7 protein-coding genes and 3 pseudogenes are annotated in these 25755 nt (G+C 67.4%); 9 read left to right on the top strand and 1 reads right to left on the bottom strand.

The window, feature by feature from the left end; all coding sequences use genetic code 11:
- The 6 genes and pseudogenes from AC27KI_RS06860 to bioB all read left to right on the top strand — a co-directional run.
- A pseudogene (locus AC27KI_RS06860) lies at positions 1-289 on the top strand (methylmalonyl Co-A mutase-associated GTPase MeaB); the annotation flags it as partial.
- A 33-nt stretch (positions 290-322) separates the two neighbouring features.
- Positions 323-1856 (top strand): annotated as a pseudogene (locus tag AC27KI_RS06855) (acyl-CoA carboxylase subunit beta).
- 14 nt (positions 1857-1870) lie between these two features.
- Positions 1871-2410: an NYN domain-containing protein gene (locus AC27KI_RS06850; protein ID WP_272569491.1), complete on the top strand. Its 540-nt coding sequence runs from the start codon at positions 1871-1873 to the stop codon at positions 2408-2410.
- A 75-nt stretch (positions 2411-2485) separates the two neighbouring features.
- Positions 2486-4534 (top strand): acetyl-CoA carboxylase biotin carboxylase subunit, encoded by a 2049-nt coding sequence (locus tag AC27KI_RS06845; RefSeq protein ID WP_487088573.1) that lies wholly within the window; start codon positions 2486-2488, stop codon positions 4532-4534.
- 172 nt (positions 4535-4706) lie between these two features.
- Positions 4707-5183 (top strand): VOC family protein, encoded by a 477-nt coding sequence (locus AC27KI_RS06840; protein ID WP_487113152.1) that lies wholly within the window; start codon positions 4707-4709, stop codon positions 5181-5183.
- A 353-nt stretch (positions 5184-5536) separates the two neighbouring features.
- Positions 5537-6595: a biotin synthase BioB gene (gene bioB, locus AC27KI_RS06835; RefSeq protein ID WP_284399720.1), complete on the top strand. Its 1059-nt coding sequence runs from the start codon at positions 5537-5539 to the stop codon at positions 6593-6595.
- A gap of 33 nt (positions 6596-6628) precedes the next feature.
- Here the strand turns inward: bioB and ligD are convergent.
- A pseudogene (ligD, locus tag AC27KI_RS06830) lies at positions 6629-9195 on the bottom strand (DNA ligase D).
- A gap of 307 nt (positions 9196-9502) precedes the next feature.
- Between ligD and AC27KI_RS06825 the strand changes: the two are divergent.
- The 3 genes from AC27KI_RS06825 to AC27KI_RS06815 form a co-directional block, all read left to right on the top strand.
- Positions 9503-20518: a hypothetical protein gene (locus tag AC27KI_RS06825; protein WP_487113150.1), complete on the top strand. Its 11016-nt coding sequence runs from the start codon at positions 9503-9505 to the stop codon at positions 20516-20518.
- A complete protein-coding gene (locus AC27KI_RS06820; RefSeq protein WP_487113148.1) occupies positions 20419-24735 on the top strand; it encodes a hypothetical protein in 4317 nt (1438 codons plus the stop codon). The genes AC27KI_RS06825 and AC27KI_RS06820 overlap by 100 nt, the downstream gene beginning before the upstream one ends.
- Before the next feature lie 203 nt (positions 24736-24938).
- A partial coding sequence (locus AC27KI_RS06815; protein ID WP_487113146.1) for a type VI secretion system Vgr family protein occupies positions 24939-25755 on the top strand: 817 nt, incomplete at its 3' end.

Here is a 25755-nt window from a genome sequence, read left to right as displayed (position 1 = left end):
CGCGCTGCAGGGCCAGGGCCTGCAGGCCTTCTGGGCCGCCGTCAGCCAGTTCCGCCAACTGCAGACCGCCAGCGGCCGGCTCGCCCGCCGCCGCGAAAGGCAGGCCCTGGCCTGGATGTGGGAGCGCATCGAGGCAGGCCTGCGACACGCTTTCCGCCAGCACCCCGAGGTGCGGGCGCTGCTGCCCACGCTGCAGGCGGACGTGGCAGCCGGGCGCATCGCCGCGTCCACTGCCGCACGGAATCTGCTCGCAGCACAAGAAAACTCCCGGCATACCGCTATTAAATAAATAGCAAAAGAATCACCACCGAAAGAGCGACCCATGCAAGACATCCTCGAACAACTGGAGCAAAAGCGCCAACTCGCCCGCCAGGGCGGCGGTCAAAAGCGCATCGACGCGCAGCACAAAAAAGGGCAAGCTCACCGCGCGCGAGCGCATCGAGCTGCTGCTGGACGACGGAACGTTCGAGGAATGGGACATGTTCGTGGAGCACCGCTGCACCGACTTCGGCATGGAAGGCCAGAAGATTCCCGGCGACGGCGTGGTGACCGGCTACGGCATGATCAACGGCCGCCTCGTCTTCGTCTTCAGCCAGGACTTCACCGTGTTCGGCGGCGCGCTGTCGGAAACGCATGCCGAGAAGATCTGCAAGGTGATGGACCAGGCCATGAAGGTGGGTGCGCCGGTGATCGGGCTCAACGATTCGGGCGGCGCGCGCATCCAGGAAGGCGTGGCCTCGCTCGGCGGCTATGCCGACGTGTTCCAGAAGAACGTGCTGGCCAGCGGCGTGATCCCGCAGATCAGCATGATCATGGGCCCTTGCGCTGGCGGCGCCGTGTACTCGCCCGCCATGACCGACTTCATCTTCATGGTCAAGGACAGCAGCTACATGTTCGTGACCGGCCCCGAGGTGGTCAAGACGGTCACCCACGAGGAAGTCACGGCCGAGGAGCTGGGCGGCGCCGGCACCCACACCACCCGCAGCGGCGTGGCCGACATGGCGTTCGAGAACGACGTCGAGGCGCTGATGATGCTGCGCCGCCTGTACAACTACCTGCCGCTGAACAACCGCGAAAAGCCGCCCGTGCGACCGAGCAACGACCCGGCCGACCGCATGGACCGCAGCCTCGACACCCTGGTGCCCGAGAACCCCAACAAGCCCTACGACATGAAGGAGCTGATCACCAAGGTGGTGGACGACGGCGACTTCTTCGAATTGCAGCCCGACTACGCCAGGAACATCGTCATCGGCCTGGCGCGCATGGAGGGTCAGACCGTGGGCATCGTCGCCAACCAGCCGCTGGTGCTGGCCGGCTGCCTGGACATCAAGAGCAGCATCAAGGCCGCGCGCTTCGTGCGGTTCTGCGACGCGTTCAACATCCCCGTGGTCACTTTCGTGGACGTGCCCGGCTTCATGCCCGGCACGTCGCAGGAGTACGGCGGCATCATCAAGCACGGCGCCAAGCTGCTGTACGCCTATGCCGAGTGCACCGTGCCCAAGATCACCGTCATCACCCGCAAGGCCTACGGCGGCGCCTACGACGTGATGAGCTCCAAGCACCTGCGCGGCGACGTCAACCTGGCGTGGCCCAACGCCGAGATCGCGGTGATGGGTGCCAAGGGCGCGGTGGAGATCATCTTCCGCGAGGACAAGAACGACCCCGCCAAGCTCGCCGCCCGCGAGGCCGAGTACAAGCAGCGCTTTGCCAACCCCTTCGTGGCCAGCGCCCGCGGCTTCATCGACGACGTGATCCTGCCGCACGAGACGCGCAAGCGCATCTGCCGCAGCCTGGTGATGCTGCAGGGCAAGAAGCTGGAGAACCCCTGGCGCAAGCACGGGAACATTCCGCTGTGAGCGATGCACGCCCCATGAAAACCGTCTGGATCGTCGATGGCGCCTACCTCTTCAACTACGGCAAGGGCCGGCCCTTCGACTACCTGAAGCTCAAGAACGAGATCACGCGCCTGAACGGCGGGCCGATCCACGAGAGCTACTACCTGAACTCGGCGAGCGATCCGTCCACTGACGCCCAGAACGCGTTCCACTCCTGGATCAAGACCGCGCCGCCCATCGGGCCGAAGTTCCGGGTGCAGCTCTACAAGCTCAAGCGCATGCACGCCAACTGCCCCAACTGCAGCCACCAGTTCGACCGGTCGGTGCAAAAGGGCGTGGACGTGGGCATCGCCACGCTGATCATCAAGCTGGCGGCCCAGAACGTGTACGACCGGCTGATCCTCTCCGCCGGCGACGGGGACTTCGAAGACGCCATCTCCTACGTGAAGTCCGAGCTGCACAAGGAGGTGTGGGTCTCGGGCTCCACCTCCAACCTCTCGCCCGACCTGCAGTCGTACTCGGACAACGTGCTCTGGATGGAAGACATGAGCCCGGCCATCGACCGGCACGCATGAACCCCGTCCCGCGAGACAGACAGACAAAAAAGACGCAAGACACCGCCCGTTAGAACACCTCCACTCCCCAACACCATGTTCACCAAAATCCTGATCGCCAACCGGGGCGAAATCGCGTGCCGGGTCATCGCCACCGCCAAGAAGATGGGCATCGCCACCGTGGCGGTGTATTCCGATGCGGACAAGGAAGCGCGCCACGTCAAGCTGGCCGACGAGGCCGTGCACATCGGGGCGGCGCCCAGCCGCGAGAGCTACCTGCAGGCCGACCGCATCATCGCCGCCTGCAAGCAGACCGGGGCGCAGGCCGTGCACCCGGGCTACGGCTTCCTGTCGGAAAACGAAGCCTTCGCCAAGCGGGTGGAGGAGGAGGGCATCGTCTTCATCGGCCCCAAGCACCATTCCATCGCCGCCATGGGCGACAAGATCGCCTCCAAGAAACTGGCGAACGAGGCGCAGGTCAGCACCATTCCGGGCTGGAACGACGCCATCGAATCGGCCGAGCGCGCGGTGGAGATCGCCCGCGACATCGGCTACCCCGTGATGATCAAGGCGTCCGCCGGCGGTGGCGGCAAGGGCCTGCGCGTGGCCTACAACGACAAGGAGGCGCTGGAGGGCTTCACCTCGTGCCGCAACGAGGCGCGCAACAGCTTCGGCGACGACCGCATCTTCATCGAGAAGTTCGTGCAGGAGCCGCGCCACATCGAGATCCAGGTGCTGGGCGACAGCCAGGGCAACGTGATCTACCTGAATGAGCGCGAATGCTCCATCCAGCGCCGCCACCAGAAGGTGATCGAGGAGGCTCCGTCCCCCTTCATCTCCGACGCGACGCGCAAGGCCATGGGCGAGCAGGCCGTGGCCCTGGCCAAGGCGGTGAACTACCAGAGCGCCGGCACGGTGGAGTTCGTGGTCGGCAAGGACCAGGACTTCTACTTCCTGGAGATGAACACGCGCCTGCAGGTGGAGCACCCGGTGACGGAATGCATCACCGGCCTAGACCTGGTCGAGCTGATGATCCGCGTGGCGGCCGGCGAACCGCTGCCGCTCACCCAGGCCGACGTCCGGCGCGATGGCTGGGCCATCGAGTGCCGCATCAACGCCGAAGACCCGTTCCGCAACTTTCTGCCCTCCACCGGCCGCCTGGTGCGCTTTCAGCCGCCGGAGGAGTCGATGTTCCAGGCCGACACCACCAAAAAGCTGGGCGTGCGGGTGGACACGGGCGTGTACGAGGGCGGCGAGATCCCCATGTACTACGACTCGATGATCGCCAAGCTCATCGTGCATGGCCAGGACCGGGAAGACGCCATCCACAAGATGCGCGCCGCGCTCAACGGGTTCGTGATCCGCGGCGTGGGCAGCAACATCCCGTTCCAGGCCGCGCTGCTGGCCCATCCACGTTTCGTGGCGGGCGACTTCAACACCGGCTTCATCGCCGAGAACTACAGCCAGGGCTTTGCCTCGCAGGACGTGCCGCACGACGATCCGCTGTTCCTGGTGGCGCTGGCGGCCTACATGAACCGCCGCTACCGCGCGCGTGCCTCGGGCATCAGCGGGCAACTCGCCGGCCACAACGTGAAGGTGGGCGAGCAGTTCGTGGTGGTGGTGATGGGGCACGAAGGGCGCAATGAGCACCACGCGGTGTCGGTGACGGATTTCCAGGGCAGCTCGGGCTCCAGCGCCGTGTCGGTGGGTGGCAAGAGCTACCAGATCGGCAGCGCGGCCACGCTGGGCCAGATCCGCGTGCAGGGCCAGTGCAACGGCGCGGGCTTCACCGCCCAGGTCGAGCGCGGCACGCCGCGCAGCCCGCTGGCGCTGCGCATCTCGCACAACGGCACGCAGATCGATGCCATCGTGCTGTCCCCCCTGGGCGCGCGCCTGCACACCCTGATGCCCTACAAGGCGCCGCCGGACCTGAGCAAGTTCCTGCTGTCACCCATGCCCGGGCTGCTGGTCGACGTGGCGGTGCAGCCGGGCCAGGCGGTGCAGGCCGGCGAAAAGCTCGCGGTGATCGAGGCCATGAAGATGGAGAACATCCTGTTCGCCACCCAGGACGGCATCGTGGGCAAGGTGGTCGCCGGCAAGGGCGAGTCGCTGGCGGTGGACCAGGTGATCCTGGAATTCCAGTGATCTTCGTGCGCGGTGTCGCGGGCAGGGGGGGGCAGGGCCCGAACCGGCCGGCACCGCGTGGCGCATGCCTGGGGGTGGCACGCTGTGGATCAGGACCATTTTGGCCTGCGGCGCATATTCCACTAGGGTATATTGCTATAAAAATCATAGTAAAACGTTTTTTGGAATCCGCATGGCAAATCCCATCACCGCACGTCCGTTCAAGGTCCTCGGCATCCAGCAAGTCGCCATCGGCGGCACCGACAAGGAGCGCATGAAGGCGCTGTGGGTGGACATGCTGGGCCTCGAACAGACCGGCACCTTCCGCAGCGAGCGCGAGAACGTCGACGAAGACATCCTGGCCATGGGCCGGGGCGCGCATGCGGTGGAGGTGGACCTGATGCAGCCGCTGGACGTGGACAAGAAGCCTGCCGTGCACACCACGCCACTCAACCACATCGGCCTGTGGATCGACGACCTGCCGCGCGCGGTGGAATGGCTCACCGCCCAGGGCGTGCGTTTCGCGCCGGGCGGCATCCGCCAGGGCGCCGCGGGGCACGACATCACCTTTTTGCACCCCAAATCCAACGCGGAGTTTCCGATCGCGGGTGAGGGGGTGCTCATCGAACTGGTACAGGCCCCTAAAGACGTGATCGCGGCGCTGGGCTGACGAATCGGCAGGCATTGCCTGCCCCCCCTCCAGCGGCATTGGCGGCAACTGCACGCAACTCCGGGCATGGCTGCGCGGTAGGGCGATGTGTTTTCGGAAAGATGGCCATGGTTTCGCGACAGAAGGCGACACGGGTTTTACGCCCGTGCGATCGTGCGGGCAATGTCGCGCAACCTCGCTTAAAAAGCCCGATCGCAGGCCGGCCGTTGACGGTAGATAACGGCACTCCATCGTGCTCGGGTTTGTGAGGCCTGGATCTGGATTTGCGCCGCCGGCTCCGCCAGAATCTGCGCCTGCCACGACCGGCCAGATGCCGGACTGCCGAAAACCAGACGAGAAAGGGCCCACCCACCATGCCAACCACCGCTGTCCCACCCACCCCCGCCGCGGCGCAAGCCGTGCAACTGCACCGCCGCCCGCCGGTCGCGCAGGTGCCTGCCGGGCCCTGGTCCGTCGAGGCCATCCAGGCGCTGCTGGACAAGCCGTTCATGGACCTGATGTTCCAGGCCCAGAGCGTGCACCGCGAGCACTGGCCTGCCGGCGACATCGAACTGGCCACGCTGCTGTCGGTCAAGACCGGTGGCTGCCCCGAGAACTGCGGCTATTGCCCGCAGTCGGCCGAGTTCGACACCGGCGTGAAAGCCGAGAAGCTGATGAGCGTGCAGGAAGTCACGGCTGCGGCCCAGGCCGCCAAGGATGCCGGTGCCACCCGCTTTTGCATGGGCGCCGCCTGGCGCGCGCCCAAGGACCGCGACATCGAAAAAGTGAGCGAGCTGATCGGCGCCGTCAAAGGGCTGGGCATGCAGACCTGCGCCACGCTGGGCATGCTCGAATCGCACCAGGCGCAAGCGCTGAAGGACGCCGGGCTCGACTACTACAACCACAACCTGGACACCGCGCCCGAGTACTACACCGACGTGGTCAGCACCCGCGCCTACCAGGACCGGCTCGACACCCTGCAGCACGTGCGCGGCGCCGGCATCAGCGTGTGCTGCGGCGGCATCGTGGGCATGGGCGAGGCGCCCGTGCACCGCGCCGGCCTGCTCGCCCAGCTCGCCAATCTGAATCCTTACCCCGAATCGGTGCCCATCAACAGCCTGGTGCGCGTGCCCGGCACCCCGCTGGCCGACAGCGAACCGGTGGACCCGCTGGACTTCGTGCGGGTGATCGCCGTGGCGCGCATCACCATGCCCAAGGCCCGCGTGCGCCTGTCGGCCGGCCGCCAGCAGATGGGCGATGCCGTGCAGGCGCTGTGCTTCATGGCGGGCGCCAATTCGATCTTCTATGGCGACAAGCTGCTGGTCACCGGCAACCCGGAGGGCGAGGCCGATGTGAAGCTGCTCGCCAAGCTCGGACTGAAGGGCCACCGCACCACCCGCACCGAAACGGACGAACTGCCACTGCAGGCCTGACCGGCCCTGCCGCCGCCGCCGCGCGGCCGCCGCTCATGCCTTCGGCGTGAACTGCAGCAGGCGCATGGCGCCCGCGATCGACACCGCCGCGCCGGCATAGCCCTCCCAGGGGGTGTTGCCGGTGCGCAGCCGCTCGTCCACATTGCGCACGGTCCACTCTGCGCTGCCCGTCAGGGTTTCCAGCTCCTTCCAGGCCAGCGGCACCGAGATGCCCAGGCCCGGCCGCGAGCGCGCCGACCAGGCGCAGACCGTGGTGGCGCTCAATCCGTTGCGCAGGTAGTCCACGAACACCTTGCCCACGCGGTTGCGGGGCCCGCTCTTGGCCACGAACAGGGCCGGAATGGTGCGGGCCATGTGCTGCACGATGGCCTGCGAAAACGCCTTGACCGTATCCCAGTCATGCCGGCGCTGGATGGGCACCACCACGTGCAGGCCCTTGCCGCCGCTGGTCTTGAGGAACGACGGCAGGCCGAGTTCGGTGAGCATCACGCGCATCAGGGTGGCCGCCTCCTGCATGCGGTCCCAGGCCAGGCCCTCGCCGGGATCGAGATCGAACGTCATGCGGTCGGGCCGGTCGATGCGGTCCTTGCGGGCATTCCAGGTGTGGAACTCCACCGTGTTCATCTGCGCAGCGGCCAGCAGGCCCTGCGGCCCCACCACCTCCAGCAGCGCCGGATGGCCGGGGTAGAGCGAGGCCTTGAGCGGCTGCACGCCCTGCAGGCTGCCTTGCTCCTGGTGGCGCTGAAAGAACAGCTCGCCACCGACACCGGCCGGCGCCCGCACCAGCGAGACCGGGCGCTGGTGCAGGTGCTCCATCATCAGCGGTGCCACCAGCGCGTAATAGCGCACGAGATCGAGCTTGGTGGTGCCCGATTTCGGGTCGATGACGCGCTCAGCGTGGGTCACGCGCAGGGTGTCCGCTCGCGCGGTCGAGGGCTTGGCGCGGGTGGCGGCCTTGGCCAGCGCCTTGGCGGGAAGAGGGCGCTCGTGCACGATGTCCTTGGCGGGCTTGTCGTCCCGCAGGCCTCGGAACACGGCGTGGCGGATGCGTTCGCTGTGCGTCCAGCTGGCGAAGGCCACCTCCGCCAGCAATTGCGGGCGCACCCAATGCACCTTGGCCGCGCCCCGGGCTGCGTTGGCGAACGGGCTCTTTGAGGTCGTCAGCGCCTCCAGGCGCTCGCGCAACTGTGCCAGGCTGCGCTCGTTGAACCCAGTGCCGACATTGCCCACGTAGCGCAGGCTCCCGTCTTCGTCCTGCACGCCCAGCAGCAGCGCGCCGATGCCGTTGCGCGTGCCCCTGGGCTCGGTGTAGCCGCCGATCACGAACTCCTGGCGCTGGCCGCATTTGAGCTTGATCCAGTCCGCCGAGCGTTGCGAGACGTACGGCGCGCTCCTGCGCTTGCCGATCACCCCTTCGAAGCCGAGCCGGCAGGCCGAGGCGATGAGCTGGCCCGGGGCCGCATCGAAGGCCTCGCTGAAGCGCACCGTCTGGCCCTCGCCCTCGGGAAGGATGGCGCGCAGGGCCTCGCGGCGGTCGGTGACGGGCAGCGCGCGCAGGTCCGCCCCGTTCACGAAGGGCAGGTCGAACGCGTAGAACACCAGCCCTGCCGCCGTGCCGTTCTCGAACGCGTTCTGCAGCGCCTGGAAGTCCGGCATGCCCTGGCGGTCCATCACCACGATCTCGCCATCGATCCAGCCGCTGTCGATGGGAAGCGCCTTCAGGGCCGTCACGAGGTCGGGCATCTTGTGGCCCCAGTCGTTGCCATTGCGGGTGAACAGCCGCACCTTGCCATGGTCGATGCGCGCGAGCAGCCGGTAGCCGTCGAACTTGAGTTCGAACAGCCAGTCGGCCAGATCGGGCGGCGGGCCCTGGACCAGCGTGGCGAGCTGGGGTTTGAGCTCGGCTGGCAAAGGGGCCTTGACCGCTTGGGCGGCTTTGGCGCCTCGGGCGGCCTTCGTTGCCCGCGCCTTGCCAGGCCGAGGCGCCTGGCCTGGCACGCCCGGCAGATCGGGCAGGGCGCTCACGCTGTCGGGCATGTCTTGCACCACGTCGAACTCGGCCGCCGGGCGCTCCAGTCCGTCGTGCTCCTTGATCAGCAGCCATGCGGGCTGCCGCTCCTGCTTGGCCCCCCCGGAGCGCATTCGCACCAGCGTCCACCGCCCCTGCAGCTTGTGGCCGTGAATCTCGAACTTGAGCTTGCCGGCCCGGTAGCCCTTCACCGGATCTTCCAGCGGCACCCAGTAGCCCTTGTCCCAGATGATGACCTTGCCCGCGCCGTACTGCCGCGCCGGAATCTGCCCTTCGAACTGGTTGTAGGCGATCGGGTGGTCCTCCACCTGCACCGCCATGCGCTTGTCGGCCGGATCGAAGCTGGGCCCCTTGGGCACGGCCCAGCTTTTCATGGTGCCCTCCAGCTCCAGGCGCAGGTCGTAGTGCAGCCGGGTGGCCCAGTGCTTGTGGATCACGTAGCGCAGCGCATCGGCGGGCGCCTCGGCCTCTCCGCGCGGCTCGGGGGTGATCGAGAAGTCGCGCTTTTGTTCATACAGCGCCAGGGCGTCGGGGGTGGTGGGGGTGCGGGTCATGGGGTCGGGTCAGGCACACCCTGCCGCTTGGCGGCCGGCCTGACGGCATTGTCGGATGCGCGGGTGGAGGGGTTTCGCCACGGTCGGTGGTTGCTGGTGCCTGGGTGGATGGCAAGGTAGCAGGGGCGTGCCAGGCGGGGGTGTAGGAAACAGGCGCAATGCCGAATGGGCCCATGCATCGCCCACCACGTCCCTTTGGTCCCATACCCCTTCGATTCAGTTGGTCTTTCGCTCAACGGTTTTCCATTCCGATGGATGAGTTGGTGAGATGGGGCGTCTTAATCACTGGACCTGCCCCGGTTAAACATCGAACGAGGGGTAGAGATGGTCGGTATCGTCAGCGGCAACAGTCTTGGGTTCGGCAACAGTTCCTTGGCCACGTTGGGCCAACGGGCTTCCCAGGGCAATGCCTCCCAGGGGCGCGGCAACGAGCAGGTTTTTGTCAACGTGGCCACCGGCAACCTGGTGATTTCCGGCACCGACGACCAGTTGGTGGCGCACGGGGGCAGCTACCAGGCCGTCCGCACCTACAACAGCCAGGGCCTGCTCAACGACGACAACGCGGACAACTGGAGCACCGGTTTCTATCGCCGGCAACTGGTGCTGGCCGGGCAGGCGGGCCAGCAGGGCAGCACGATCACGCTCATCGGCCGCGATGGCGCAGGCGCGCTCTTCACCTGGGACGCGGCCTCCAGCCGGTATCTCGGCACCGATGGCGCGGGGGCCTACGACCGCATCGAGTCGACCGGCTCCGGCTTCATCTGGACGGATGGCCAGACGCAGACCCGGGACTACTACGCCGCGGACACGGGCCGCCTCGACAAGACCGTGGATGCCAACGGCAACACGACGACCTACACCTATGGCGCGGACGGCAACATCGCGAAGGTCGTCAATGCGAGCGGGGAATCGGTCGTATACGACTACGCCGGGGGACTGCTGATGCGCGTGCGCGTGGCAGACCGGCAAGACGCCACCACCGTTCGCACCAGCTATGCCTACGATGCGCGCAATCGCCTGGCCAGTGTCACGGTGGACCTCACGCCCGCGGATGGCTCCACGGCCGACGGCAAGGTCTACCGCACCAGCTACACCTACGACGGCGACAGCAACCGGGTGGCCACTGTCAGCCAGAGCGATGGAACGCAGCTGGCCATCCAATACGTGCAGGTGGGGGCGGATTACAAGGTCGCCTCGCTGCGCGACGCCCTGGGCCAGACCTATCTATTCAGCTACGACACCGCCGCGCGCACCACGCAGGTCACCGACCCTGCCGGCAAGAACGCTTCCTACGCCTACGACACCAAGGGACAGTTGCTCAGCATCGCCTCGCCGGGCACGGGCGGCGCGCCGCTGGTGCAGCGATTCGAATACAACGCCAATGGCGATCTGATCCGCACGACCGATGCGGACGGGCGCGCGGTGTTCATGGCCTACGACGCGCGGGGCAATCAGGTTTTGCAGCGCGATGCCCTGGGCAATACGGTGGCCCGCACCTACAACGCGGTGAATCAGCTGCTGACGGAGACGGTCTATACCCAGCCGGACCCTGACGGCGACGGCGCGGGGCAGCCCTCGGGGGCACTCACGACGCGCTATGTGTACGACGATGCCAACGCCACCAACCTGCGTTTTGTGATCAGCGCGGAGGGCCGCGTCACCGAATACCGCCGCAACGCCTATGGCGAGGTGGTCGCGGTGCTGCAGCACCATGCATCGGCCTACGCGGTGAGCGGACTGGCCCGTGACGCCGTGCCGACCGCGGCCACGGTCGCCTCCTGGACGGGGCAGCAGAACCTGCAGCAGGTGCGGCGCACGGACTATGTGCTGGATTTCCGGGGCCAGGTGCAGACGTCTACCACCTATTCGGCAACCGATGCCTCCGGCAATGGCGTGGCCGCCGGCAGCACCGTGGTCCGGCAGGTCTACGACCCCGCGGGCCGACTGATCCAGACCATCGACGGCAAGGGCGCGACGACGGCCTATGCCTATGACGGAATGGGCCGGCTGCTGTCCACCACCGACGGCCTGGGGCAACTGGCATCCACCCTCTATGACGACGCAGGTGCGCGGGTCGTCACCCAGGCGGTCAACGGCCTGCAGGAGACCCGGACGTACGACCGGGCCGGGCGTCTCGTCAGTCTTCAGCGCTCCGACGCAACGGTTGCCGACCTGGGCACCAGCACGTTCGTGTACGACGCCCTGGGCCGTCTGCGGCTCAGCCAGGACGCGACGGGCGTCAAATCATGGATGCTGTATGACGACGCCGGCAGGAAGACCGCCGATGTGGGCGCGGCAGGCGAATTGCGGGAGTACATCTACAACGGATCGGGGCAGCTCACGCGCACCATTGCCTACGCTACCCCTGTCGACACGCGTTTGCTCACGGCGGGCGATGGCAGCCTGGCCGACATCGCGGTGGCTGCGCTGCGCCCTGCCGGCGCGCCGTCCGACCGGACCGAGTGGAGCATCTACGACGGCGCTGGCCGGCTCTGGAAAACCGTCGGCAGCGATGGCAGCGTGACCGAGAACGTCTATGACGGCGCCTCGCGGCTGGTCACGACCCGCCAATATGCCAAGACGGTGGCCGTGGCCTCGCTCGGCGGCACGCCGGCGGGCAGCGCCGTCAGCCCGGTGGCCGATGCGGCGGCCGACCGCGTCACCCGCTACTTCTACGACGCCGACGGGTTGCGCACCGGCACGCTGGATGCCGAGGGGTATCTGCTGCTCAATGCATACGACGCGGCCGGCAGACTGGCGTCCACCACCCGGTTCGCCAAGCTGACCGATGCAGCCAAGCGCGCCAGCGGCACGCTGCAGGACCTGAAGCCCGCGACCAACAGCCAGGACATCGTCGAGCGCCGGGTCTATGACGAGAAGCACCAGCTTGTGGCCTTGGTGGATGGCGCGAGCTACCTGACCACGTTCGAGTACGACGCCAATGGCAATGCCACAAAGCAGACGCGCTATGCGACGGCGCTGAAGGCCGCCGTGGTGTCGTCGATCACCAGCGCGACCCCGGTGGCGCAGTTGCGTCCTGCGGCCTCGGGGCAGGATCAGGTTCGCCTGTCCGAATACGACGCACTCGGGCGCCTGGCCGCCGAGACCGACTACCAGGGAACGCGCACGGAGCATGCCTACGACGCCGCTGGCAACCGCATCCGCACCACGGTCGCGACCGGCAGCGAGGCACGCGCCCGGATCAGCCGCTACGACGCGCAGGGCCGGCTGGTGGCGGAGCTGTCGGCCGAAGGGTCACGGCAACTGGCGTCGGCGCAGACCCAGGCACAGATCGATGCCGTCTGGAACAGCTACGCCAAAACGCACACCTACGATCGCGCCGGCCGCAGGACCAGCACCACCGATGCCAACGGCCTGCGCACGCTTTTCTTCTACAACACGGCGGGCCAGCTCACGCACACCGTCAATGCGCTGGGAGAAGTCACCGAGACCCGTTACAGCGCCCTGGGCCAGGCCACTGCGCAGGTGCGCTATGGCACGCGCATCAACCCGGGCGAGCTGACCGGCTCGCAAGCCGGTGGGCTGGTCAACGCCAAGCTCCTGTCGCTGCTGCAGGCCGCGGCCAATCCCGCGCTCGATCAGATCACCCGCTCCACCTACAACGCGACCGGCACCCTGGCCAGCACGACGGATGCGCTCGGCTTCGCCACCAATTACGTCTACAACGCCTTCCGCGAGGAAACGCAGCGGACCGAGCCCACCGGGGTGTCCACGCCCAATACGGTCTTGCAGACACGGTACGACCGGCGCGGCCTGGTGATAGGCCAGACCCGCGATGCGGGCGCGCTGGCCGCCGTCACCGCTTACAAATACGACGCCTTCGGCAACCAGATCAGTGCAACCGATGCGCTGGGCCGGGTGCGCACGCGGACTTTCGACAAGCTGGGCCGGGAGGTTTCCAGTACCGATGCACTCTGGGCAACGTTGAACACCAGGTACGACGCCTTCAACCGCATCGTTTCGCAGGTCAATGCCGAAGGCAACACTACCACCTACGCCTACGACGCGAAGAACCGCACCGTCACCATCAGCACCGACGAAGGCCTGCTCCTGAAGCAGACCTACAACCGCCATGGCGACATGGTCCAAGTCTCGGATGCCCGCGGCAACGCGACCAGCTACACCTACGATGCGGACGGCAACCCGACCGGGGCATCGGCGCAGGCATGGCGCTTCGACACCAACGTCACCGAAACGGTCACCACGGCCAAGTCCTATGACCGCGCGGGCCGACTGATGGAAACCGTGGATGCCAACGGCACACGCACGACCGTCGCATACGATGCCGCCAACCGCGTCATCACCCAGACGGTGGATGCGGGCGGGCTGTCGCTCGCCACGCAATTCGCCTACGACCCGCTTGGGCGCCAGATCCGCATCACGCAACCCGGCGGCACCGTCACCGAGCTGCGCTACGACGCCAAGGGCCAGCTCACCGAGCAACTGGTGGACCCCGCGGGCCTGGCCTTGTCCACGCGTTATGCCTACGACGCCCAAGGCCACACCCTGGAAGTGACGCGGCCCGAGGGCACGTTGACCCGTTACAGCTATGACGGCCTGGGCCGCCGGGTGCGGGAACAGGTGGATCCTGCGGGCTTGAACCTGACCCGCTCGTACACCTACGACCTGCAGGGCAACCTCACGAGCAGCGTGGATGCCAACGGCAACACGAGCTATTACCTCTACGACGACGAGAACCGCCAGACCCTGGCCATCGATGGCGCTGGCAACGTCAGGGAAACGGCCTACGACGCCCTCGGACGCATCAGCAAGCTCACCGAATACCGCCAGGTCATCGCCGACACGTCGGTGCTGCGCCGGTACGCCAGCGGCGGTGCATCGGTCGGCCCGGGCAGCTGGGATTCGCAGGTGCGCGCGGGCATCGTGGCGTCTGCCACCGACAAGATCGAATACCGCACCTACGACGCCAACAACCATTTGCAGTCGGTCGTGACGGGCCTTGGCGAGGTGACCATCTATCTGCGCGACGGCAATGGCCGGGTGATGGAGCAGCGCAGCTTCGCCAACCGGATCACCATCGGCGGCTCCAGCGGCTGGACCCCCGGGACCCTTCCGCAGCCTGTGGCCAATGACGCCCAGGACCAGCGCGTGCGCATGGCCTACGACGCCTTGGGCCGTGTGATCGTCTCGGTCGATGGCACAGGCGCCGCCACCAAGCTGCGCTACGACGCGGCCGGCAACGTCGTGGAACGGGTGCGGTATGCCAAGCCCATCACCGTCAGCGCCGATGCGTACGACGAGTCCTTCATCTTCCAGCTGGCCGCCCAGGAGGGCGCTGCGGGCAACGTGGTGGAAAAGAGCGCCTACGACCGGGCCAACCGCCTGGTCTGGAGCGCCGACGGAACGGGATCGGTCACGCAGTTGCGCTACGACGGAGATGGCCATGTCGTCAAGACGCTGCGTTTCGCCACGCCGATCGCGACCGGCCAGCAGCCGCAGGACGTGGCTTCGGCGGGCGGCGATCAGGCGACCGACTATGTCTATGACGCGGCAGGGCGTCAGATCTATGTGGTGGGTGCGGGCGGTTCGGTCACCGGAAACGTGTACGACCGCAATGGCAACCTGAAGCAGCGCACGGAGTACGCGACCCCCGTCACGGCCCCCACGGCGACGCGCGGCGCGGTGTTTTCGCCTGCCATTGCCAATTACGACCAGGCCAACATCGCGTTGGCGCTGCGCCCGCAGGCGGGCGACCGCACCGCGTCGTGGGCCTACGACCAGGCCGATCGGCAGGTGCTGGAGGTGGACGCGCTGGGCGCGGTGCGCCAGACCGCCTACAGCGGGAACCTCACCACCTCCACGGCATATGCCAAGACCGTCAACCTGGCAGGGGTCGCGCCCCGGGACATCACTCTGGCCCGTGTGCTGGGCATGGTGCAGAGCACGGGCCAGGACCGCGTCAGCACGCAGCTCGTGGACGGCGCAGGCCGCATCTCTCGCACCGTGGACGCCGCAGGCTATGTGGTCGCACGAGAGTACGACGGGGTGGGGCAGCTGAGCCATCTGATCGAATATGCCTCGGTGTCCGGAACGGCCTCTGCCCAGGACCGCCACACCCGGTACGGCTACGACGGCGCGGGCCGGCTGACCGGCAAGACCGATGCGCTGGGCTACCAGGAGAGTTACGCCTACGACGCGCTGGGACACCGAACCAGCGTGACCAACGCGCTGGGTGCCACATGGACCTACGCCTTCGACGCGGCGGGCCGGCGGGTGCGCGAAGCATCGCCGCCAGTGGCCAATGGCGCATCGGGCACGTCCAGCATCGTGACCCTGCTGGGATACGACGCCTTCGGCAACCTCGTTTCGCGCACCGAAGCGGCGGGCAGCGCGCAAGAGCGCACCACCCGCTACGCCTACGATGCAGACGGCAACCAGACCGGCACGACGACGCCCTTGACCCGCACGGCGGGCCGATACGACGCGCTGGGCCGGCTGGTGGAGACGACGGACGCCAATGGCGTGCGAACGGTGCTCGCGTACGACGCGGCCAACCGCGTGCTGTCGCGCACGGTGGACCCTGCGGGCCTGAACCTGGTCACCACCTACACCTACGACGCGCTGGGCAATGCCCTGAGCGTGACCGACGCCCAGGGCGTGACCACCCAGTTCAGCTACGACGCCAAGGGCCAGCTCGTGCGCCAGGCGGTGGACCCGGCCGGCCTGAACCTCGTCACCACGTATACCTACGATGCCATGGGCGGTCGCCTGAGCGTGACCGACCCCAACGGCACCGTCACCGCATACCAGTACGATGCGCTGGGCCGCAGGGTGCTGGAAGTGCTGGACCCGACCACGGCCACGCACGTGGGCCTGAACCTCGCCAAGCGCTACGCCTACAACGCCACGGGCCAGGTCACGAGCGTGACCGATGCGCAGGGCCACGTCACGCGCTATGCCTACGACAGGCAAGGGCGGCAGCGCTTCCAGATGGATGCGGCGGGCAACCTGTCGGAGACCGTGTACGACGCGGCGGGGAGGGTGGTGCGCCAGACCCGCTACGCGCAGCCGGTTGCCGGAGCAGAAAGCCTGGCGCTGGACGTGGGAGAGGCGCAGCTGGAGGGCCTCAAGCGCCCCAATGCCGCGCAGGATCAGACCGAGCACCGCATCTACGACGCGGACAACCGGGTCACCGCCACCGTCAACGGGGCGGGCGACGTGGTGCGCCTCGTCTATGACGCCAACGGCCTGGTGACCCAGCGCACCGCCTATGCCAATCGCCTGGACATGGGCGCCTGGAGCCCGGGCAGCGACCCGCAGCCCGTGCCCAGCGCGGCCGATGCCGTCACCCGAACCGTCTACGACGCGATCGGGCGGGCGCGCTACACCATCGATGCCACCGGCGCGGTCGTCTCCCAGCGCTACGACGCGAGCGGCAACGTCACGCAGCGCATCAGCTACGCCAACCGCCTGGACCTGGCCGCCAAGCCCCTGTCGGCCGGCCCGAGCGAATCGGAGATGGAGCTGCGCCTGGTGCAGATCTTCGATGCGGCGCGCGACCAGCACGTGCGCTACCGCTACGACGCGGCCAACCGCGTCACCTTCAGCGCCGACGGCGTGGGCGGAGTCACCCAGTACCTGTACGACAAGAACGGCAACCTCCTGCAGGCCACCCAGTACGCCACCCCGGCCGGCGCCTTCCAGTGGCGCGACGAAGGCACCATCGGGTTCCTGGGCAGCGCGGCCCAGCCGGGCCAGCACGCCCTGTACCCCCTGGACGCCCAGGGCAACGAGATCCGCACCGCACTGCTGGGCTACGTGGACGACGCGGCCGCTGCCGGCAACACCGCGCTCTACCTGGCGCGCCACACCGACGGCAGCTACTACTACACCACCGACAGCGCCAACCTGGACTTCGTCAAGACCCTGCCTGGCTGGAGCGTGCAGGGCAGCGGCATCGTGGGGTACATCCGTACCGCGCCCGTGGCGGGCACCACCGCGCTGTACCGGCTGAACCGCCAGGGCACCAACGAAAACCGCTACACCACCTCGCGCAGCGAAGTCGATGGCATCCTCGTCAACGTGCCCCAGACCAGCCTGTCGGACCGCTTCACGCGCAAGGTCTACGACGCGGCCAACCGGCTCACCAGCCAGGTCGATGCCAGCGGCGCCGTCACCACCTACGGCTACGACGCGGCCGGCAACCTCACGCGCGAGACCCGGTACGCCGCGCGCGCCAGCGCCTACACCAACCAGGTGGCCGGCGGTGCGCTGCTCGCGGCGCCCACCGCCGTGGCGGGCGATGCCGACCGCACCGTGCGCCACCTGTACGACCGCGCCAACCGCGAGACCGTCTCCATCGACGGCGAAGGCGCCGTCACCGAGCGCCGCTACAACGGCATCGGCCAGGTCGTGTGGTCCCGGCAAGGCGCGGTGGCGCTCACGGCGACCCAACTGGCGGCGCTCGATGCCGCGCTGGCGCAGCAGGGCGTGCTGGCCGGCAGCACCGTCGCTGGCTACCTCACCGCCAGCCCGGCCCAGGACCGGGTCACGCGCAACTACCACGACGCGGCCGGCCGGCTGGCCTTCGCGCGCGACGCGCTGGGGCAACTGCAGGGCTACGCCTACGACGGCGTGGGCCGCCTCACGGAGCGCACCGTCTACATGGCCGCGCAGAACGCGGATCACTGGCTGGACGAAGGCATCACCGGCTACACCCAGACCGCGGACGGCCCTGGCAGAAAACCCCTGTACCGCCTGAGCCGGGTGAGCGGCAGCAGCGACCACTTCTACACCACCGATGCCGCCGAGCGCGACCGGGCGCTGCAAAACGGCTGGCAAAGCGAAGGCAACGTCGGCTACCTGGACAGCGCCCCGGCCCCTGGCAAGGTGCCGCTGTATCGCCTGCGCCCGCCCGGCGACGGCAGCACCAACCACTACTACACCGCCAGCGAAGAGCTGCGCGCCAACGCCAAGCAGCAATCGGGCTGGATCGATGACGGCATCATGGGCTACATCGACGTCGCGCCCGGGCAGGGCAACGCCGCGCTGTACCAGATCAACGTTAACGGCACCGGCGAGCACTTCCACAGCCTGGGGCGCGCGGAGATCGACCTGGCGCTCACGCCGCAGCCGGTGCGCACAGCCGCCGACCGCATCGAACACATGCGCTACGACGCGGCCGGCAACCTCATCGCCAGCTCCGATGCGCCGCAACAGCCTGAAAGCACCACCACCTACGACGGCCTGGGCCACAAGACGTCCTTCACCAACAAGGCCGGCAGCACCTGGAGCTATGCCTACGACGCGGCCGGGCTGCTCGTGCAGGAAACCTCGCCCGAAGTCGTCCTGGCCGACGGACCCGCGCGCGTGGTCACGCGCATGGCCTACGACGCCCTGGGCCACCTCACCCAGCGCACCGAAGCGGCCGGCCGGCCGGAGGCACGCACCACGCGCTACGAATACGACGCCCTGGGCCGCCAGATCAAGACCATCTTCCCGCCCGTGCCGGTGTACCAGGCGGAAAGCGCCAGCGCCTTGCTGGACAACGGCAGGAACGCCGCCGGCAGCCGCATCGACACCGCGGTCGCCGAGATCAGCAGCGAGACCCGCTACGACACCCTGGGCAACGCCGTGGCCGGGCGGGCCGCGGGCAGCACCGCGTGGAGCTACAAAGCCTACGACCGCGCAGGCCAGGTGGCCTACGACGTCGATGCGTTGGGCTACGTCACCGGCTACACCCGCAATGCCTGGGGCGAGACCGAGCGCCTGGTGCGCTACGACAAGGGCCTTGCGCTGCCCGCCGGCGGCGTGCCGCTGCTGCGCGAGATCGAAGTGCGCCAGGCCGTGCAGCCCGGCAGCGCCGACCGGGACATCCTCACCGGCTACGACCGCGCGGGCCGTGTGCAGGAAGTGCAGGAACCCTACGTCTTCTACTACGACAGCCAGACCGGCGTGCAGACCGCGGGCCGCAAGACCACCCGAAACGGCTACGACGCCTTCGGGGACCTGACCTCCGTCGCCGTCAACCTGGACGCCTCGCGCTGGGTCAGCACCCGGCACGGCTACGACCTGCTGGGCCGCCGCGTGAGCACCACCGATGCGCTGGGCTACGTCACCACCCAGGCGTACGATGCGGCCGGCAACCTCACGCGCCGCGTGGAGTTCGCCAGCCCCCAGAGCACCGCTGCCAGCGTTCCCAACACCGCTGGCGGCGACCGCGTGACCGACTACGGCTACGACCTGCTCAACCGCAAGACCACCGAGACCCGCCGCGGCGTGGCCTACACCGCCGCCAACGCGGGGGCGGGCAGCATCGGCGAAGTGCTCCAGGAAAAAACGGGCGATCTCGTCACGCAATACGCCTACGACGCGCTGGGCAACCTCACGCGCACCACCGACGCCATGGGCGGCACCACCTACCAGTACTACGACGTGCTGGGCCGCGTGCGCGCCACCATCACCCCGGCCATCAACGTCGGCGTGGCCGCCAACGGCCAGGGCGCGGCCCCCGTCAACCCGCTCACCGAATTCCAGCGCGATGCGCATGGCAATGCAGTGGCCACCACGCAGTACGCAAGCGGAGCCACCCTCTCGGGCGATGGCGCCAGCTACAGCCGCAGCGCCGCAGGGGGCGCAGACCGCACCAGCATCACGCGCTTTGATGCGCAAGGCCACACCATCGAAACCATCGATGCTGACAACAAGAGCCATTACTACGCCTATGACGCCCAGGGCCGGCTGGCCAAGGAATGGCAGAACGTCACCTACCTGGACGATGCGGGCACGCGGCAGATGCAAAGCCTGTGGCGCGCGTACGCCTACGACGCGCTGGGGCGGCAGACCCACACCTACGCCCCGCTGCAACGCAACACCGACCCCACCCAGCTGAGCCTGGGCGACACCGAACTCACCTACAACGCGTTTGGCGAAGTCACGCGCAAGCGCGTCCTGGACGCCGGGGTGGCGCTGCAGGGCGATGAAACCTACGAATACGACAACGCCGGCCGCGCCTGGCGCAGCAATGCCGGCGACGGCGTCGCCAAAGTGCTCGCCTACAACCTGCAAGGCCAGCAGACCCTGCAGCTGGTGGCCTCCGGCAGCATCGATCTGGCCGGCTACCGCACGGCCATGGAGGCGCTGGGCGGGCAGGCCGAAGTGGGCGAGCAGTTCCGGCGCACCGAAATGCGCTACGACGTGCTGGGCCGCCTGGTGCAGACCCTCGCGCCCGAGCGCGCGAGCGCGCGAGCGAGCAGACCATGGCCATCACCACGCGCCAGAACCTGCTGTACGGGGTCATCTCCCAGAGCGAGGTCGCCACCAAAGGCGTGGTGGGGCAAAGCCGCAAGAACCAGGTGAACCTCGTGTGGCGCTCGCTGCAGGACCTGGGCAGCGGGGACGTGCGCATCACGCTGCAATACCTGTCCGAGGGCTACAAATACGGCAACCAGGAAAGTCCCGATCCGCAGGCGCAGAAATCCGTCACCCGCAGCATCGTGGTGAGCGCCGAAGAAGCGATGACCGGCTACGCGTTCCAGTGGGAATCGCCCCTGTCGCAAGAGGCCGGCATCGCCCGGGGCATCGCATCCATCCAGAAGATCCAGGTCGAAAAACTCGACATCTTCGGCAACTGGGCCACGCTGTACGACGTGCAGCAGCCCACCGCGAGCGCGGTCGAGCTCAACTGGACGGAAAGCGCGAGCCCGGGCTACATCTGGAACGAGGCGGGCGAGGGCCGCAAGCCCATCTACCGCTACTACAACCGCTACAACGACACCCACCTGTTCAGTGCCAACCCGGTGGACCGGGAGGCGCTGCTGAACCAGCGCACGGGCTGGCTGGACGAAGGCATTGCCGGGTACGTTGCGCAAAACCCCGGGCCGGGCCTGGTGGAACTGTACCGCCTGGGCAAGGCCGGCACCGACATCTCGGTCTACACCTCCAGCGTCGCCGAGCGCAACCGGCTGCTGGGCAGCGGCTGGGAGAGCCGGGGCGTGGACGGCTACGTGGCCAGTCCCAGCGCCAATGCGACCACGATGTCAGAGCAGGGCATGACCAAGCTTTACGCCCTGCAGCACAACCGCACGAGCGGCGTGGACAGCGAGTGGACCGACGGGCTGTACACCACCTCGCTGAGCGAGCGCAGCGCGCTCATGCTGGGCCGCAAGGAGCAGACGCAGTCGCAGACGGACCCGGTCTTCGGCGGCACCAAGAGCACCCCCGTGGGGCAGGTGACCATGCTCTACGGCCAGATACCCAGCCAGAGCATCGAGGTGAGCCTGCCGCAGGACGTGGTGAGCACGCTGCGCATCGAAACGCGCAGGACCGGCACCACGCAGTGGGTGCAGAGCACCCTGAATGCCTCCAACCTGCGCACGTTCGGCTCGGCGCACCGCATCGACCTGGGCGGCCTCGGGCTGGCGGCCGGTGGCTACGAGTACCGCGTCACCAACGCCAAGGGCGATGCGGTGCGCGAAGTCGGCACGGGCACCTTCGCCATCACGGGCAATGGCGTGTCCGACGCCGACAGCGCGCCGCCACTGCAGGGCGTGGGCGTGATCCGGGCCAACATCGACGGCAGGACCTATTCAGTGCTGCAGTGGCCGCAGCCAGCGCAGAACCAGGGCGTGGTCTACCGTTGGCGCCCTCAGGGCAGCAGCGTGTGGACGGCTTCGCGCACGGTCGGCACCGGCGTAGTCGCCTATGGCGACGGGCGCACCAGCGGCTTCGGCGTGGGCATGCAGGGCGTGTCGCTGGACATGAGCCCGGGCGTGTACGAATACGAGATCGTGGTGACTAATGCGTTCGGTGGCACCGCCCAGCGGGCCAAGGGCGTCGTGACCATCCCGCAGGCGATGTCGGTGCGCGACACCACGCCCCCCATCGTGATGGCCAACAACAACGTCACCAATCTGGGCATCGTGGGCTATCTCTGGAACAGCCCGGCGGCGGATCGCAAGCCGCTGTACCGCTATTACTTTCTGTACCAAGGCAACGCCCACCACATTTCCACGGCCGATGCCAACGTCATTGCCGAGTTCGACGGCATCATCGCGCGGGACGCGGCGGCGGGAGCGCCGCCGGCGATGGTCAAGGAAGGCATCCTGGGGTACGTGCAGACCTCGCCCACGGGGTCCAACCAGCGGCTGTACCAGTACATCTACGGCGGCGACACGGTATTCCGGCTCACGGCCAACCCGGCGGACGTGGGCAGCTACCTGCCCATCTACGCGGAGCCCAAGAGCGATCCAAACTTCCACTTCAACCCGGGCACCTGGTACCAGAACGCGTACCAGAACGACGGCTACATCTCCAGCGTGCCGGTGGATGGGACCACGGCGCTGTACGCCGTGTACAACGGCAATGCGGTGGGCGGGCGCAGCCTGGGGGACTACCTGACCACCCCCAGCGAATACGAGATCACCTCCACCTTCATGCTGCGGGCCGTGACAGCGGCCACGCAGACCGTGGGCGGCGTGGGCATGGGCCGCGCGGTCATCGACGGGACCGATCACGCGGTGCTGCAATGGCCGCAGCAGGAGGCGGGCGTGCGGGTCAAGATCACGGCCTCGCCCGGCATCCCCGGCGGCACGCCGGCACCCTACCTGTTCCGCCAGGGCGATGGGCGCTCGCAGTTCGCCGGTGGCGCGGCGCTGCAGGGCTTCGTGCTCGATGGGTTGAACGGGGGTACCACCTACCAGATCCGCATCGAGATCGAGCACCCTGCGAGCGGCAATCAGAAGGCCTACATCGCACGCACGGACGTGGCGATCACCGTGCCCTCCACCGGAGCCAACGGCCAGGTGACCATGGCGGACACCACGCCTGCGTACGTGCCGCAACTGCGTGCGCAGACCCAGGTGCAGGGTGCCTTGAGCGCCCGGCCGGTGACGGTGCGGGAATACGACCGATGGGGCAACGTGGTGGCGATCGACGAGACGCAAGGGCTGGGCGCGGGCAAGCTCGTGCGCACGGCCACGCTGCGCTATGACGCCAACAACCAGGTGGTGGAGCAGCGCCGGCTCCACGAGGACGTGAACTTCGCGCAATCGTGGGCGAGCACGAAGATCTACTACGACGCGCTGGGCCGGCAGGTGGGCCTGCGCGATGCCAACGGCAACCTGAACGCGCAGGTGCGCGATCTGGCGGGCAACGTGGTGCAGGAGCGGCATGCCGATGGCGGCCGGATCGACAGCGCGTACAACGCCTTCGGGGACAAGGTGTCCTCGGCCGAGCGGGTGACGGACAGCCGCACGGTGGTGACGAAGTACAGCTACGACAAGCTCTCGCGTCTGGAGCAGACCTCGCTGGCGCAGGGCATCTCGCGCTACGAGGTCAGCGGCACGGGCGGGGCGGTCAACACCGCCACACCTGCGGACGGCGCACTGCACGCCTCCAACGGCGTGGACATCAGCGGCGCGATCACGCAAACGGTGCTGGAGACCAACCAGTACGACGAAGCGGGGCGCAAGGTGCGGGTGGTCAACGGCAATAACGAAGCCACGCGCTACCGCTACGACCGGGCAGGCAACGTGGTGCTGAGCGGGCAGGAGACGGCCAAGGTCACAGACCTCACCAAGAAACCGGGCATCGACGCCCCGGTAGCGCCCCTGGCCTACCAGATGCGCTACCGCTACGACGCGCTGGGCCACAAGGTGGGCCAGACGGACGCGGCCGGTATGAGCCAGTCCTGGACCTACAACACCTTCGGGCGCCTGATCGGGCGCACCGACGGCAAGACCACCGGCGGCACGGTGGACTTCCAGTACACCTACAACCGGGCGGGCGACCTCACGCACGAGGGCAATGGGGCCGGCAAGAGCCTGGACTACCGCTACGACGGTGCCGGCCAGCGCATCGAGATCCGGGACAACTACCTGGGCCAGAGCACCAACTACGGCTACGACCTGGCGGGCAACCGGGTGTCGGAGAAGATGGCGCAAAAGACGCTGCTGTCCTCCGGGGTGCTGGACAACGTGGTGTACCAGGACAACCACCTGGTGTACGACGCGCAGAACCGGCTGCGGGCGGTGTTCGACAGCCGCGCGGACGTGCGCATCACATACGACCTGGCGGGCAACCGCTCGCAGGTGACGACGCACGTGATCAACACCATCCGCCCGGATGCGAAGTCGCAGCCGGCGAATGGGGTGGTGCAGGACCAGCAGGTGATCCACACCAGCACGACCGCCTACGGCTACGACGCCATGAACCGGCAGATCCGAAGCCAGGAAGTGTCCTCGGTCACGGGTGCGGTGGACACGCACCAGTACCGCTACGACTACGCCGGCAACCGGACCCAGGACCAGACCTACAGCGGCGGGCCGATAGAAGGCTCACCCAACGGCAAGCTGGAAAAAACCTACAACTACGTCTACGACGACCTGAACCGGATGGCCAGCTACACCGGTTATGGCGTGGCCGAGCGCACGGACCAGATCCTGTACGACGGCGCGGGGCGGCAGGTGTATGCCAAGTCGTTGGTCAAGGCCAACAACCTGTGGAACGAGGAGCACCGCTACAACCGCCGTGAAGCCACGGATAAGCGTGCAATGAGCGGGTGTGGTTTTTCCTAACTGATACCAATCTGATAATTTAAATATTATTGGTATCTTCTTAAATCATAAGTAATTACACCTATTGATTTAATCAAGATAAATCGCTAATTGACTCATGGGGATTACATTTTGAGTCAAATCGGTGGAGGGTGATAAGACGTAAAGGGATATTATCCGCGCATCCATTTCCGTTACAAATTCCGGCATGGCCGGCATTCCCCATGACACGCCGAGTCACCATCCAGACGCCCCTGGGCGAGCAGTTGCAGTTTCGCCAGCTGCAGGGCAAAGAAGCGCTCTCCGAGCTGTTCTCCTTGGACGTGGACCTGCTGAGCGAGAGCAAATCCATCGACCCCAAGGCCCTGCTGGGCAAGAGCGCCACCATCGTGGTGGAGACCGAAGGGGGCGGCACGCGCTACCTGGACGGCATCGTCACCCGCTTCGGGCTGCAGGGGCAGGACCACCGCTTCTACAGCTACAAGGCCCGCCTGAGCCCCTGGCTGTGGCTGGCCACGCGGCAAAGCGACTTCAAGATCTTTCAGAACAAGACCGTGCCCGACATCATCGAGGAGGTGCTCGGCAAATACGGCTACCCGCTGCAGCGCAAGCTCACCCAGAGCTACCGCACCTGGGACTACTGCGTGCAGTACAACGAGACCGACTGCGCCTTCGTCTCGCGCCTGATGGAGCACGAGGGCATCTACTACTTCCACGAGCACAGCGCCGGCCAGCACGTGCTCACCCTGGCCGACGACATCGTCGCCTCGCACAGCCCGCTCGCGGGCGCCGCCGTCATCCCGTTCTATCCGCCCGAGAAGGCCGCCGTCGCCGACCGGGAAAACATCCACGCCTGGCAGCTGGCGCAGGAGATCAAAGCCCGGGCGGCCATTACAACGGCGACTACGACTTCAAGAAACCCAAGGCCGACCTGTCCAACATGCCGCCAGACCCCGCCGGGGCACGCGCACGACAGCCACGAGATCTACGAATGGCCGGGCGGGTACACCGAGTTCGGCGACGGCGAGAACTACGCCCGCT

This window comes from Acidovorax sp. KPB24-03, from assembly GCF_057546605.1.
The sequence above is the reverse complement of the archived record's forward strand: the minus strand, read 5'-3'. Positions and strand labels throughout refer to the sequence as shown.